Source organism: Agrobacterium sp. DKPNP3 (assembly GCF_052686535.1).
In genome coordinates, this window is sequence record NZ_JBQYSN010000111.1 from 1 (window position 1) to 13,898 (window position 13,898).

Below are 13,898 nucleotides of genomic sequence, written 5' to 3' on the forward strand. Positions count from 1 at the left end.
ATGGGAACTGCGCTGGAGCCGCGGCCGGGATATGCTTGATGAGAAAACGGTGTTCGTCATGGACGAGGCCGGCATGGTCGCCTCGAAGCAGATGGCGGGCTTTGTCGATGCAGTCGTTCGGACAGGCGCCAAGATCGTCGTGGTCGGCGATCCCGAACAGCTTCAGCCGATAGAGGCGGGCGCCGCCTTTCGCGCCATCGTCGACCGTATCGGTTATGCCGAACTCGAAACGATCTATCGCCAGCGCGAGGACTGGATGCGCCAAGCGTCGCTAGATCTGGCGCGCGGCAATGTCGAGAAGGCGCTGGCATCCTACAATGCCAATGCAAGAATTGTTGGCGAACGTCTGAAGGTCGAAGCGGTTGAGCGCCTGATCGCCGACTGGAACCATGACTACGATCAGTCGAAGACGGCCTTGATCCTCGCGCATCTGCGCCGTGACGTACGTATGCTGAACGTCATGGCCCGCGAAAAACTGGTCGAGCGAGGCATTGTGGAAGATGGCCATGTCTTCAAGACGGCTGACGGTATTCGCCAGTTCGACGCAGGCGACCAGATCGTCTTCCTGAAGAACGAGACGTCGCTCGGCGTCAAGAACGGCATGATCGGCCACGTGGTTGAGGCCGCGCCAAACCGCATCGTCGCCGTGACCGGCGAGGGCGAGCACCGCCGGCATGTCGTGGTCGAACAACACTTCTACAGCAATCTCGATCACGGCTATGCAACAACCATCCACAAGTCCCAGGGTGCCACCGTCGACCGGGTGAAAGTGCTGGCATCGCTGTCGCTGGATCGGCATCTCACCTATGTGGCGATGACCCGTCATCGCGAGGATCTGCAACTCTATTACGGGACGCGATCCTTCGCCTTCAGTGGTGGGCTTTCCAAGGTTCTTTCCCGGAAGAATGCCAAGGAAACCACCCTCGATTACGAGCGCGGCAATTTATATCGCGAGGCGCTGCGCTTCGCTGAAAACCGTGGCCTGCACATCGTCCAGGTGGCGCGAACATTGCTGCGCGACCGGCTCGACTGGACGCTTCGGCAGAAGGCGAAGCTTTCCAATCTTGCAGAGCGCCTTGGCGCTTTTGCAGAGCGTCTCGGCTTCAATCAATCCCTAAAATCGCAAACGATGAAGGAGGCCGCGCCCATGGTTGCAGGCATCAAGACATTCTCCAGTTCCGTCGCCGACACTGTCGGGGACAAGCTCGGCGCCGAGCCCGCCCTGAGGCAGCAATGGGAGGAAGTCTCGGCGCGCTTCCGGTATGTTTTCGCCCATCCGGAGACCGCATTCCGGACCATGAATTTCGATGCGGTCCTCGCCGACAGGCAAGCTGCAAAGCAGCTCCTGCAGAAGCTCGAAGCCAAGCCGACGTCTATCGGGCCTCTGAAGGGTAAGACCGGTATCCTCGCCAGCAAGGCAGAACGAGAGGACCGCCGTATCGCCGAAGTTAATGTTCCGGCCCTGAAGCGGGACCTCGATCAATATCTTCGCATGCGGGAAACTGCTGCGCAGCGGCTGAAGACGGACGAGCAGGTTATGCGCCAGCGCGTTTCGATCGATATTCCGGCCCTTTCACCGGCGGCCCGCGTGGTGCTGGAGCGGGTCCGCGATGCCATCGACCGCAACGATCTGCCGGCGGCGATGGCTTATGCGCTCAGCAATCGTGAGACCAAGCTCGAAATCGACGGGTTCAACCAGGCTGTCACCGAGCGGTTCGGTGAGCGGGTGTTGTTAAACAACGCCGCGCGTGAGCCCTCCGGACAGCTTTACGAAAAGCTTGCCGAGGGGATGAAACCCGAGCAGAAGGAACAGCTGAAGCAAGCCTGGCCGGTCATGCGCACTGCCCAGCAGCTCGCCGCCCACGAGCGCACCGTCCAGTCGCTGAAACTGGCCGAGGAGCAACGTCTCACCCAGCGCCAGACGCCGGTGCTGAAGCAGTGAGACGGCGAGCAGTTCCTCTGTTTTTGACGGGCGCCAGCGTCCTCATATCAGGACTGGTGTTGATAGCGTTCTTGGGCGGATACCGCCTGAACGTGACGCCGAGCGAACCACTCGGGATCTGGCGCATCGAAGAACTCAAGCGTCCAGTCGCGGTCGGCGATCTGGTTTTTATCTGCCCGCCGGAAACATCGGCAATCGTGGAAGCCCGCGTGCTTGGATATTTGCGGCGTGGGCTCTGCGCTGGCGGGTTTGCACCGTTGATCAAGAGGGTCGCGGCGCTGCCCGGCCAGCATGTCGACATCACCGACCACATTGCCATCGATGGCCGGTCTTTACCGGCATCCACTGTGCGCGATCGGGACGGTGAGGGCAGACCGATCACTCCTGATCCCGGCGGCATCGTGCCGCCCCATCACATGTTTCTCCACTCTTCCTTTGCGAGCTCCTATGATAGTCGATATTTCGGCCCGGTTCCTGATTCCGGACTTCTCGGTCTGGCGCGGCCGGTCTTCACCTTCAATCAGTGACCGAGGTGGCGACCATATGTCTGTTCGCTGGAAATCCCCTCTTCTGATCCTCGCGTCCATTGCCTGCGGGTGGGTTGGCTGGAGCGGGGAGGTGCTTCTTCTCCCGCTCGCCATCTTTCTTCCCTTGCTATGGTCAAACGCGTCCTCGCGATCGATCGCGTCCCTTGTGGCGGCCGGCTATTTCCTGGCGGCCTCCCGCGGGTTGCCACAGGGCGTGGCCAACTTCTATAGTGCCGATCTCTTGCAGGGGCTCGTGCTTTGGGTCTCGGCTTCCGCATCCTTCATCATCGTCCATGCAGTTTTTTGGACGAAGCCTCGTTGCGAAAACGCGGCCAGAAGAAAGATGGCTGATGCGACGAGGGCGTACCGCTATCTTGCCGTGGTCGTGCTTATGGCGCTGCCGCCCTTCGGTATCACTGGTTGGGCGCATCCACTGACAGCTGCCGGGGTGTTGTTTCCAGGCTGGAAATGGTGGGGACTGTTCGCGATGACGGCCGGCCTGATCGTCATGACGACGAGATTCTGGCCGGCCGCTGCCATTACGCTCGGGGCGTTCTGGCTCTGGTCCGCCACAACATGGACCCCGCTGAATCTAGCGGAAGGATGGCGAAGCGTCGACCTCCACCAGGGGCGAAACCTTGGTCGGGACGGGTCACTCGCGTACCAGCGTGACCTGATCGCAACGGTGCGCCAGACGATTGCGTCGCATCCGGACACACATGTCATCCTGCTGCCTGAAAGCACGCTCGGCTTCTGGACGCCGACGGTTGAAAACTTGTGGCGGGAAGGGTTCCGTGGGCCGGACGTGACCGTGGTCGCCGGCGCGGCCAGGATTGGGGTGAAGGGCTATGACAATGTCATGGTGGCAATTTCGCCCGGCGCAGCAAAGCCCCTCTATCGCCAACGCATGCCGGTCCCGGTTTCGATGTGGCAACCATGGTCGCGATGGGCCGGGCAGAGCGGTGGAGCACGGGCCGACTTCTTCGGCGATCCGGTGGCGGAGGTTGCCGGGGTAAGGATCGCACCGCTGATCTGCTACGAGCAGCTCATTCTCTGGCCGGTCCTGCAATCGATGCTCCACGCGCCGCAAGTGATCGTTGCGGTTGGCAATGGCTGGTGGACAAAAGACACCTCGATCGTCGCCGTCCAAAAAGCAAACGTGACTGCGTGGGCCAAACTTTTCGGTCTGTCTGTCGTCACGGCATTCAACACCTGAAGGAGAACCGGAATGGTCGATCTTGCCCTCATCCAGCAATGTGCCGATCTCAATCTGAGGCTGGCGATCGTCGAGCAGTTTATCGAGCGGGCGGGTTCTCAGGATCCCCTTGCGGTCTCGGTGCGCTCTGGAAACCGCATTGTATTGGTGCCGAAACCGACGACGCCTGATGACACACTGGCGGTGATCCGCGACAATCTCGGTCGAAACACCGTTCGCGTTGGAATCACCCAGTATCCAGCAGGCGTCGGCATAGTCGAGGCCGGTCAGTTGAAGGAGGATCTGGTCAAGCCTTGTGAGAATATCCGTTTGGGGACGGCGTTGTTCGGCAAAGTCTACCGTATCGTCATGAAATGGTATGGTAATCCGACCGCGAAAGACGTCCTGCCACAGGTCATGGATGATGCGGTCATTGCCTGGCAGACGGGGTATTTTGAAGGGGTAGCCGTATTCCGCGCCGAGGATCCAGGTGACGTGAAGGTCGCGCGACCCGAAGCGGCTAATCCTGAGACGTCCGAACAAGACATCTCCCCGGAAAAAGATAATGGTGCGACCGAGCCCGGGAACAACGCGCTCGTGTCCGACCCGCACAAAGCAGGCATCAGGATCGATCTTTCGGGTGTCGGCATAAGGCCTTGAAGCCAGTCTCTTTTGAGCTCCGCAAAGCGATTGTTTTTCCAGCGGACTAGCGGAAACAGTCTGGACCTTTTATAAGGGTCGCGACGTAGTACGTGCTGCGTTGCGGCTTAGAATCCGCAGATGAACGGTTGGCATCGGCCGAAACGGTGCCAAGAACCCTCTGACCTTGTGTCCGGGGGCCTGCGGCGTATGTCCAGGCTCCGGCTAAAGGTCGCAGGGCCGATTCATCTCGGATTCTAACCCCCGGTCAGGGTTCAAAGGGTTCATTGTCGGCGGGGGCGAACCGCGGACGAAAATTCTGGACAGGTCCGCGATGGAAACGAAAGACGTTGCAGTGTCGGATACAAGTGTACTGCGCCCGGTGATCGGGCTTACCCGTGGCTTGGCGACGGCAGAGGTTGAGACGTTGGCGGTTAATGCCATAAGGCTCCACCGGCAGCTCGTCGAAAAAGCCGATCAACTCTACCAGGCCCTGCCGACAGATCACCAGACCGGCAAGGCGACGGGCGGTGGGCAGCATCTTGAGTATATCGAAGCAATGATTGAGATGCATGCTCAAATGAGCGCGGTGAACACCTTGGTAGGTCTCCTAGGATTTATCCCCAAAACGTCGGTTAGTTGAAGTTTGCGGTCAGATCAGTCCGGCCCGGATGGCAAGTGCCACCAGGTGCGGCATCGTATGGATCTGGAAGCGCTTTCTCGTTTCTTCAAGTTTGCTTTTCACTGAATTGTATTTGACGCCTTCAAGATCGGCAGCTTCTTCCATCGTCTTACCGACCGAAATCCAGTTTAAGTACGCCGCCTCCTTCGGGTCTAGCCATCCCGGATGCTGTGCAGTCGGAGTGAGGGGCAAAAGGCTCATGCGTGTGTGAAGCTGCCCAACAGCGGCGGCCGCCGCGACGGGATCGATATCGCGCTTGAGTTCAATGGAGGCCTTTCCGGAGGCCAGCGTAAAAATGGAAGTCGAACCGTTTGCAGCTCTAATGGGAATAGTGATCCCAGAACGGATCCCAAAATCCGCTGCTCGGTCGAAGAACGCGCGACCTTCTTTTGAAAGGTGCCGTCTTTCCGCCTCCCCACTCCATGTGAAAACCCGCTTCAGTGATTTTGCACGGTTTACAATTGGGTCAATCGCATCGAACTTCCGCTCGAAATAGATCGAGCGCCATTCGGCTGGGTAATTTGATGAGGCGATAGTATGACCCGGTCGGATGTGAAGATAGGCGTAGCCGGAGAAGCCCGCTTGATCTGCGAGGTGGGTCAGAGCGGCCTTTAGATCGTCTTCGTTGCCTCGAAGCGCCGCAAGGTCAATCAACTTATCCAGCCAATGCTGCATACATCACTCCGCAAATGTCAGGTGGAACAGGACACCGAGGCGCTCCTCATGGAATTTCATTTCAGAATTGATCAAAGGTTGCTTATTCAGGTTTGTTGAACTTGCAGATGTTGAGTAGGCGCGTCCCACTACCGCAGTTTATTTCGTTCGGTCGCGTGCATCATAGGTGGCGTAGAGAAATACCAACTGAGATACGCGCCTCAGCCGCTTGAACAGACTGAACCTGGTGAAGTAGATGAATGTCATATCCAATCCTCAACAAGCTCCCTAGAAATAAGCGGAGAATGACCATGCGAGAAAACCGCTATAACCGTCAGCCGCCACCTCGCTCCTTACCGACCCTTGTAAAACATGAGCACGTTCCCGGTTTGAATGGAAAGAAGGCCTACCACTGACAGGAGAGTAAATTGGTACCCCTCGGCAAAGATTGAGATCACGAGGGCAAGCACCGGAAACAAAACCGTCATATATGCCGCCTTTTCCGGACCCAGCTTGTGAGCGACTGTCAAATATGTCGTGAATGCCACCACGGATCCGATAACGGCCAGATATAAAAGAGAGCCGACATACTGCACCGATAGGTCAAACGAGAATGATATATGCCGGATATAGGCGAACAAGCACACTATGATTGCCCCGTACAGCATCGCGTAAGCGTTCACTGACGCCGTCGGAAAGCCCTTGTTTCGAATGTGTGTGGAGACAATGGTACCAAGCGAAAAACAAAGTGTGCCCATCATCGACAGCGCCAAGCCGATCAGCGTCTTGCTCCCGAATTCGGTGCCGTTAAAGGCGGGAAAAAAAGAAAGAAGACGCCAAGCGTCCCGACAAATACCGCCAGCAGGGTCTGGCCGGAAGGACGGCGCCCATAGACCAAGAAGGCGATGGCGCTGTTGAAAATCGCCGCTGTAGAAAAGACAACGGCGACCAAACCGCTCGGAATGTAATCCGTGGCCAGATAGAAGCAAACAAAGTTGAATGAAAACAGACAGCAGCCTTGAGCTATCACGTGCGGTTGCTGCCTTAGTGGTATCCAGCTAAGCCGTTTTGTCACCGAAAGGAACAAGAAGAATATCGCCGACGCCAATGCAAAACGATATGCAATCGACGCCTCTACCGCGATGACACCAAGTTGGAATTTGATGGCGATCCACGTGGTTCCCCATATGATGACAGTCAATGCGTAGTAAAAAGGTATCATGTCATTTTGTTTCTTCGCTTTGACCCTGGAAGCCCCTGCGCTCGAATACAGCGCGACCGCGAATATTGCGACGGATGATGGTTCCGTCGCAATTTCCACCAAGGACATCGGAAGGAGACTGCTGGATTTTGATAGCGGGGCGCCCTATGTTGATGTCAGATTTCGCTAAAGATCGAGGTGCAGGAACTGGCTGAAGCCGTTGGCCTGATAACTCCCGAATGCTTCGCCGTTCTTGAAGCCCTTCCCTCTGTAAAGAGAAAGAGCCGGTTCGAATTTCTCTCCGCTTCCGGTCTCAAGGCTAAGTCGACGCATTCCGCGTGCGCGAGCGGTCGAGATAACCTGCTCCAGAATTGCAGTGGCAGCACCTTTCCGGATGAAATCTGGATGCGTGCGCATCGACTTCACTTCACCACTACCATCCGGAAGCATTTTGAGAGCCCCAATGCTTGCGATCTTGTCGGTCGACCAGGCGCTCCAAAGTGTCACTTCAGGCACGCGAAGACCCGACAGGTCCAGTGCAAAGACGTTTCCTTCGGGGGAGTCGGCATGCATTCCTGACAAATGCAGGGCAAGAAGTTGAAGAGTTTGAGGGTCTGTCATGTCGTCTTCTCGAACAGTAAACATACTGTATCTCCTTTGCGGGGTTGGGGTCTGAAAGAACGGCGAGAGTTTTGTCATCATGCGAGATCGTCAGTCTGGAATTATGAAGGGGCCGCAGTCGCTGTCGGAGATGAAGGTCGCCAGCAGTTCTGCGGGCTCGGTCTTGCTGGCATTCTCGGCAAAGACGTGTAAAGTTCCGGGTGGCTCAAACCAGGTTTCCCCTGCTTGATAGGTGCCGACCGGAACGCCTTCGAGCTGGGACCGCAGGGTTCCCTTCAGCACGAAGGCTGAGACAGATCCGGGATGCCGGTGACGCGGCGTGTAAGCATCAGGCGGATAATCGACAACAGCCACGGTAATCGATTTCCCTGGAACATTGGGCAATGGCTCGCAAGAGATTGGCTTTACGGTCGTTTGGGGCCGACCCACCGCCGCTTGGTCCGAACCTCCTTCCATATGATGCATTGTGTGCTCAGTAACCGCGAAATCTTGTGGCTGAATAGCAATAGCGACTATTGCTGCTAAAGCAGCAATGGTTCCCAAGGTCATTGCGACCCGCAAGTAAACGGGGCTCTTTTCGCTTCCCGCGATAGGCGGAGTATTTGATAGTCTTTTCAACATAGTGCTTCTCATTTGACTACAAACCGCTTCGTCCCTGTGAGGCTGGACGAGGTCGATATCAGATGCCAAACACAGCGGGGAATTGACGCGCCTGAACCTGTGTTCCGAGGCGAACTGCCCCATCATTTGGCCGCTTCGGAAACTCAACATTGTAATCACTTCGCGATCGGACACCGAAAACACCGTCTGCATAATCCAATATAGGAGATTTCGATTCTCGTATAGTGGATTTAGTGCAAAGATGGCCTTGTCGCAAGCGCCTCATTGGAAACATCAAAAAATCGACGGCTTCACTAAGGCTGATTGGCTTGAACCTTTGGGGGCGTCAGGCAGTTCGCAACTTAGGCTTTTGCGAACTGGCTGCGCGAATTTTTCCCAGACAATCATATCCTGAAGTCTGGCGTCCATCCGAGTTCGCGGTGAGCTTTGGTGGAGTTAACCTTCGAGCCAGGCTCGGCGATATTGTAGATACCTCCCGATCCTACTTCGACTGCGAGGAATGCCGCTCGGGCTGCGGCATCCACATGAACTGCCAGGGACGCGTCAGGTTGATCTGCGCCGGTCGCGGGGCCATAGAGGTGTCCATATCGCAGGACGATACCCGTTATGGTCGTCGGGTCCCCCAATACGGCGGTTTCCAATGCGGCAACACCTGAAACGCTTATAATCCGAGGCTCGGGCGCCTTGAGATCAAGAGGAACGAATTCGTCACATGGTTCATCGTGCGGAACGTAAGCCCAAGCAATGCTTTGAGCGACGATACGCTCTGCGCCGGCGGCGATGGCCGCACGCACCAGATTGGCGGTGCCATCGCGGCGGATGCGAGCATTACGAGCAGCAAATTCGGCTGCGCGCGAGGGATCGACGGCGGGTGGAAGATCGGTCAACTGGTGAATGACCACGTCCGGCTTCGCGGCTACGACTGCGCGCTTCAGTCCTTCCGCATCGAAGACGTCAACGACCACGGGGCGGACGCCAATTGCATCGAGGTCGCGCGCCTTGTCAGCAGAACGCGTTGTTCCAAACACGGTATATCCTGTCTCGAGTAATTGCGGAACAAGTCGCCTACCGATCGCCCCCGTGGCGCCCGCCAGAAATATTGTCTTTGGCATGAAAATCGTCCTCATTCATTGTTGTCCACCCAGTTTGCGGCTGCTACCATCCACTGAAAAGGACCGAGATTGAGTAAAAGGACTGTACCATCCTCTGCCAACCAGCCACTGACTTTCACAATCGAACGTGGATTGGGAAGGACGATTGGGGACCAGCTGACCCAGTCGATCGAGACTGCCATTATGGACGGTCGGCTATCGGCGGGTGCACGACTACCATCGTGGCGCGACCTGGCAAGCCAGCTCGGGATAGCGCGCGGAACGGTCAAAGTCGCCTACGATCGGCTGATTGATAAGCAGTTGCTGGTCAGTCATGGCCCGGCAGGGACACGGGTCAGCGATCACCTTCCATCGCGAGCTCCGGTTGCTCGCTTGATGACGCCCCATGATCCCTTCTTATCGCTGGGGATGAGCGCGCCTGGCGCCCCTCCGCGTGTTTTTCAGCTGGGAGTGCCGGCAGAGGATGCTTTTCCCGCGACGACCTGGTCGCGCCTGCTGGTACAGGCCAGCCGAAAAGCCGGTCGCCTTCCGCTCAGCTATCCGGACCCACGCGGTGAACTTGGTCTGCGCCGCGAAATCGCGGCCTATCTTGCCGTGGCCCGTTCCATCGTATGTCACGAGGAGCAAATCTTTATCACGACAGGGTTCACTGCAGCGCTCGGTCTGATTATCGATGTGGTTGCACTTGGCACAAGTAAGGCCTGGGTTGAGGATCCTGGCTATCCATTGACGCGGGCGGCCCTTGCGCTGAAAGGAATAACCGCGGTGCCTATTCCGGTTGACGGCGAAGGCTTGGACGTGGGATTCGGAATGGCGACTGCGCCAGACGCAACGCTCGCGGTCGTAACCCCAGGGCAGCAGGCACCTTTGGGAATGACTATGTCACTCGCACGCCGCCGTGCGCTCCTCGACTGGTCGGCCGCCTCAGATGCTTTCATCATTGAGGACGATTATTTAGGCGAGTTGCAGCTAAAAGGACGCGCCGCGCCCGCACTGGCGTCGCTCGATGCCGACGAGCGTGTCATTCACGTAGGGACATTCAGTAAAACGATCAGCCCAGCGCTGAGGCTGGGTTTTCTCGTGGCACCTCCCCGGCTATTGGACCGAATTCTCCGCCGCGCACTGTTTTTGTCGCCTGCTCCAGCAGCGGTGGTGCAGATTGCAGTCGCCTCCTTCCTGGCCGAAGGACATTTCCTTCGCCACTTGCGAAAGATGCGCCGACTCTATGCGGAGCGTAGCGCCATTTTAAGTGAAATTGCCGGGACCATGACCGAAGATCTGAACGGGGGCGGATTAGCACTGGTTATCGGTCTTCCGGAGGCTGTCGACGACGCTGCCATTGTTTGCCGCGCACGCGCTGTTGGGCTGGCCCCCTCACCCCTATCGAGTTGGTATGCGGGTAAGCCCCGTTCCCGGCCGGGCCTTCTGCTGGGGGTCACGAACATCACGCAGCAGACGGCTCAAATCTCTTGGGAGACACTGCAACGGGTAGTTGGAGAAGTTACGCAAATCAGTGTCGGGTCGCGGCTCTGAGGAGGGTTACCGCAGCCTCGCCCGCGCTTTCCATATAGGACGGGTCCCGATGGAGCAGCACGACCGCAAATGCTCCGTCGAGGAGCAGAACTATTTGTTTGGCAATCTTGCGGGCTTCCTGAGGTGCATGGAGCTCGCCAACGATAAGACACAGCCAGTCCTCAACTTTCGTCTTATGTCTGCGACCGGCAATGATCGCAGGATGTCCCGGTGTCTGTACGAGCTCAACGGAAGTACGCAGAAAACCACAGCCTTTCCAACCGGTCTGCCCCGCCGCTTTCGCAAGTTTTCGAAAGATAGCTTGGATCTTTGCTGGAAGATCGCCTTCAGCGTCGGCAAACCAACGCTGGAATGCCTGCAGATTGGGCTGATCACGCTTTTCCAGATAGGCAGCAATTAAATCGTCCTTGCTGCGGAAGTGGTAATAAAGGCCACGCTTGGTAACTTGTGCTTTTTCTGCAATCGTATCCACGCTCACCGCGTGAATGCCTTCGTTGTAGAAAAGCTCGGCGGCAGCGCTTATGATACGATCTTTGGTTGATTGGGTTCTTTGGGGCATCACGTTTAGTATACTGACCAGTGAATATACACAAGGCATCGGGCGACTTATATCTTTTCCTGAAGCTGAATAGCCCGGGTCGTCCATATGTCACATATTCAATCCGTCGAAATCATCTGCATAGACCGGACGAGGCTTGCGGGCGACCTGTGGCTGTCGCACTCAGCGGCACTTGGTAGGGTCATCATTAATCCGGCCACCGGAGTAGCTGCGCGCTACTATCACCGGTACGCAGCATTTCTGGCCGGACACGGCTTTGATGTCCTCACATACGATTATCGAGGTATAGGCCGATCACGCCCGTCGAAACTGCGGGGATGCGGCTATCGCTGGCGAGACTGGGGCGAACTCGATTTCGATGCCGCCTTGCGGTTTATGGAAGGAAAAGAGGGCAACAATCCGATTCTGGTGGTCGGCCATAGCATTGGCGGTTTTCTGATAGGGCTGGCAAAAAGCGCCCCACTTGTCGAGCGGGCCCTCACGGTTGGAGCCCAATATGCATGGTGGGGCGATTATGCTAGCAAGCGGCGGCGCGCACTGTTCTGGAAATGGCACGTAATGATGCCGATCATAACAGCGGCCTTTGGATATTTTCCTGGTAAACGACTTGGCTGGCTTGAAGATCTTCCAGCTGGCGTCGCCTATGAATGGAGCTTTCGAGGCCCTCGCTTCGAAACAAGTCATCCGCGTCGAGACCGGCAGGAGGTGATGCAGCGCTTCGCATCGGTCAAGGCGGAAATTCTCGCGCTCACCGTTTCTGATGATGAGCTTGGCACGCCTGATGCGATCCAGCGCACACTTGCTTATTTTTCTGGATCGCGAAAAGAGACAGTCATTCTTGAGCCCGGTGAATATGGTCGCGCTTCGATTGGTCACTTCGGCCTGTTCCACGACAGTCACGCAAGCGGGTTTTGGCTCGACACCTTGCTATGGCTTCGAGACGGGGTGAACCCATGGCCGCACAGTGTTTTCGCCAGCGGATCGGATAAGGGATCTTTGACTGTATAGTTGAGGTCATGTCACCGTCCTGCCTTGTGGTAAGAAACCCTTAGGACGGCCATAAATGTTGCAGATCGCAGTAGGACTTACAACGCTTTTTAGGTCTCATCGACGCTGTCTATGCGGAATAGTCCGTGCGATTTGTTTTGATTTGATGTAGCTTCGTACTCACCGAGGGGTGCCCTGACAAGGGGCTGAGATACTGCTGGCAAAGAAGCGCAGTGACCCTTTGAACCTGATCCGGATAATGCCGGCGAAGGGACAGGTCTGATTTGTTCTGTTCTTTCCTTCGTTGGCCTCAACTGATAGGCCACACACAATGTCACTATTTTTACCTATGACGCCGACAGAGCCACAACTCTATCAGCGGCCGATAGCTGCAACGATTGCGGTGGTTGTCCGCGAAGGCTACACCCTGCTGGTCAGGCGAGCAAACATGCCTGACGCTGGGAAATGGGGTTTCCCCGGAGGAAAAATCGAGGCTGGTGAAACGATCAATGATGCTGCCGTGCGAGAACTTCTTGAGGAAACTCGGGTGATCGCAAACCCGCTTCGTGTTCTCACGGCAGTCGATGCTTTTGAACACGATGAACAAGGCATGCTTCGCAGCCACCATATTCTCATTGCGGTTCTCTGCGAATGGCACAGCGGAACACCGGTCGCCGGCGATGATGCACTTGAAGCCCGGTGGTTTTCTCTTGAAGAGCTGCAAGACGCGGATTTGGCGCTGAGTATGGACGTAGTTTCTGTCGCTCGACTGGGCGCTGCCTTTGCTTCGTGGGAGTCCGAAGAATGATTGCAAATGTGCTTACTATTGCCGGAACAGATCCTTCAGGCGGCGCGGGTATACAGGCTGACATTAAGACATTCTCTGCACTTGGCGCATACGCGACGTCCGTAATCACTGCAGTGGTTGCGCAGAACACTCAAGGCGTCCGTTCCTTTGTTGCGCTTGAGCCGCAAGTCGTGGCTGACCAAATCGATGCAGTTTTCGACGACGTGCGGATCGATGCTGTCAAAATTGGCATGGTGGCGAATGCGGTTATCGCAGAAACAATCGCCGACAGATTACGTCACCATCGGGCGCGGAACATCGTTCTCGACCCCGTCATGGTGGCGAAAAGCGGCCATCACCTTCTTGATCCAGAAGCTGTCGCCTCCGTCCGCGATTTGTTGATACCGCTGGCAACTGTCATCACGCCAAACCTCCCAGAGGCTGCTGTTCTACTGGGTATTGAGCCATCTTGGTCGATTGCTGAGATGAAGGGACGCGCGAATGACCTCGCGCGACTTGGATCGCAGTGGGTGCTGATAAAAGGAGGGCACCTGACCGGTTCGGATCAGAGTGTCGATTTTCTTCACGACGGCATCAACACGATAGAGTTCTCCGCACCCCGCATTGCCACGAAGAATGATCATGGTACGGGATGTACGCTTTCGGCCGCCGTCGCAGCACTTCTACCTTTGAACGATGTAAAAGAGAGCGTGCGTCAAGCAAAGGTCTACATGCATGGTGCGCTATTAGCGAGCCACGAATTAATCGTCGGGCGCGGTCATGGCCCGCTTCACCACTTATATAATCTTTGGCGAAATATTTGATCACGTTCTTGCAG

General features: G+C 56.5%; 16 protein-coding genes and 1 riboswitch. Of the genes, 9 read left to right on the forward strand and 7 right to left on the reverse strand.

The features are described 5' to 3' along the window. The 5 genes from ACUTJJ_RS22060 to ACUTJJ_RS22080 all read left to right on the forward strand — a co-directional run. On the forward strand, window positions 1–1,942 hold a 1,942-nt coding region (locus tag ACUTJJ_RS22060), incomplete at its 5' end, for a BID domain-containing protein (protein ID WP_445543423.1). Further along, entirely contained in the window at window positions 1,939–2,469 is a 531-nt protein-coding gene (gene traF, locus ACUTJJ_RS22065) for a conjugative transfer signal peptidase TraF (RefSeq protein ID WP_445543424.1), read from the forward strand. The genes ACUTJJ_RS22060 and traF, both read left to right, overlap by 4 nt. 16 nt (window positions 2,470–2,485) lie before the next feature. Continuing rightward, entirely contained in the window at window positions 2,486–3,685 is a 1,200-nt protein-coding gene (locus ACUTJJ_RS22070) for a conjugal transfer protein TraB (protein WP_445543425.1), read from the forward strand. 12 nt (window positions 3,686–3,697) lie between these two features. After that, a complete protein-coding gene (locus ACUTJJ_RS22075) occupies window positions 3,698–4,324 on the forward strand; it encodes a TraH family protein (RefSeq protein WP_445543426.1) in 627 nt (208 codons plus the stop codon). 313 nt (window positions 4,325–4,637) lie between these two features. Next, on the forward strand, window positions 4,638–4,946 hold the full coding sequence (locus ACUTJJ_RS22080; protein ID WP_445543427.1) for a transcriptional repressor TraM: 309 nt from the start codon (window positions 4,638–4,640) through the stop codon (window positions 4,944–4,946). Between the two features lie 9 nt (window positions 4,947–4,955). On the opposite strand, the gene traR is transcribed toward ACUTJJ_RS22080, so the two are convergent. From traR to ACUTJJ_RS22110, 6 genes are all read right to left on the reverse strand, one after another. Next, window positions 4,956–5,660 carry an autoinducer-binding transcriptional regulator TraR gene (gene traR, locus ACUTJJ_RS22085; protein ID WP_445543428.1) on the reverse strand — a complete coding sequence of 235 codons (705 nt, stop codon included), beginning with the start codon at window positions 5,658–5,660 and terminating at the stop codon, window positions 4,956–4,958. A 332-nt stretch (window positions 5,661–5,992) separates the two neighbouring features. Further along, complete coding sequence (locus ACUTJJ_RS22090; protein ID WP_445543429.1) at window positions 5,993–6,400, reverse strand: EamA family transporter; 408 nt, start codon at window positions 6,398–6,400, stop codon at window positions 5,993–5,995. Between the two features lie 17 nt (window positions 6,401–6,417). Beyond that, a complete protein-coding gene (locus ACUTJJ_RS22095) occupies window positions 6,418–6,969 on the reverse strand; it encodes a DMT family transporter (RefSeq protein ID WP_445543430.1) in 552 nt (183 codons plus the stop codon). A 57-nt stretch (window positions 6,970–7,026) separates the two neighbouring features. Continuing rightward, window positions 7,027–7,485 carry a GNAT family N-acetyltransferase gene (locus ACUTJJ_RS22100; protein WP_445543431.1) on the reverse strand — a complete coding sequence of 153 codons (459 nt, stop codon included), beginning with the start codon at window positions 7,483–7,485 and terminating at the stop codon, window positions 7,027–7,029. 66 nt (window positions 7,486–7,551) lie between these two features. Further along, window positions 7,552–8,274 carry a cupin domain-containing protein gene (locus ACUTJJ_RS22105; RefSeq protein WP_445543432.1) on the reverse strand — a complete coding sequence of 241 codons (723 nt, stop codon included), beginning with the start codon at window positions 8,272–8,274 and terminating at the stop codon, window positions 7,552–7,554. A 191-nt stretch (window positions 8,275–8,465) separates the two neighbouring features. Next, a complete protein-coding gene (locus ACUTJJ_RS22110) occupies window positions 8,466–9,194 on the reverse strand; it encodes an NAD-dependent epimerase/dehydratase family protein (RefSeq protein WP_445543433.1) in 729 nt (242 codons plus the stop codon). A 132-nt stretch (window positions 9,195–9,326) separates the two neighbouring features. Between ACUTJJ_RS22110 and pdxR the strand changes: the two genes are divergently transcribed. Further along, window positions 9,327–10,727, forward strand: a complete 1,401-nt coding sequence (gene pdxR, locus ACUTJJ_RS22115; protein ID WP_445543437.1) for a MocR-like pyridoxine biosynthesis transcription factor PdxR — start codon at window positions 9,327–9,329, stop codon at window positions 10,725–10,727. Here pdxR and ACUTJJ_RS22120 read toward each other — a convergent pair. After that, complete coding sequence (locus ACUTJJ_RS22120; protein WP_445543438.1) at window positions 10,705–11,286, reverse strand: TetR/AcrR family transcriptional regulator; 582 nt, start codon at window positions 11,284–11,286, stop codon at window positions 10,705–10,707. The genes pdxR and ACUTJJ_RS22120 overlap by 23 nt on opposite strands. An 87-nt stretch (window positions 11,287–11,373) precedes the next feature. Between ACUTJJ_RS22120 and ACUTJJ_RS22125 the strand changes: the two genes are divergently transcribed. From ACUTJJ_RS22125 to thiD, 3 genes are all read left to right on the forward strand, one after another. After that, entirely contained in the window at window positions 11,374–12,294 is a 921-nt protein-coding gene (locus ACUTJJ_RS22125) for an alpha/beta hydrolase family protein (protein WP_445543434.1), read from the forward strand. A 155-nt stretch (window positions 12,295–12,449) separates the two neighbouring features. Then, a riboswitch (TPP riboswitch) is annotated at window positions 12,450–12,565 on the forward strand. A 39-nt stretch (window positions 12,566–12,604) separates the two neighbouring features. Continuing rightward, a complete protein-coding gene (locus tag ACUTJJ_RS22130; protein ID WP_445543435.1) occupies window positions 12,605–13,081 on the forward strand; it encodes an NUDIX hydrolase in 477 nt (158 codons plus the stop codon). Continuing rightward, on the forward strand, window positions 13,078–13,884 hold the full coding sequence (gene thiD / locus ACUTJJ_RS22135) for a bifunctional hydroxymethylpyrimidine kinase/phosphomethylpyrimidine kinase (RefSeq protein ID WP_445543436.1): 807 nt from the start codon (window positions 13,078–13,080) through the stop codon (window positions 13,882–13,884). Before ACUTJJ_RS22130 ends, thiD begins: the two co-directional genes overlap by 4 nt. The last annotated feature ends 14 nt before the right edge of the window (window positions 13,885–13,898 follow it).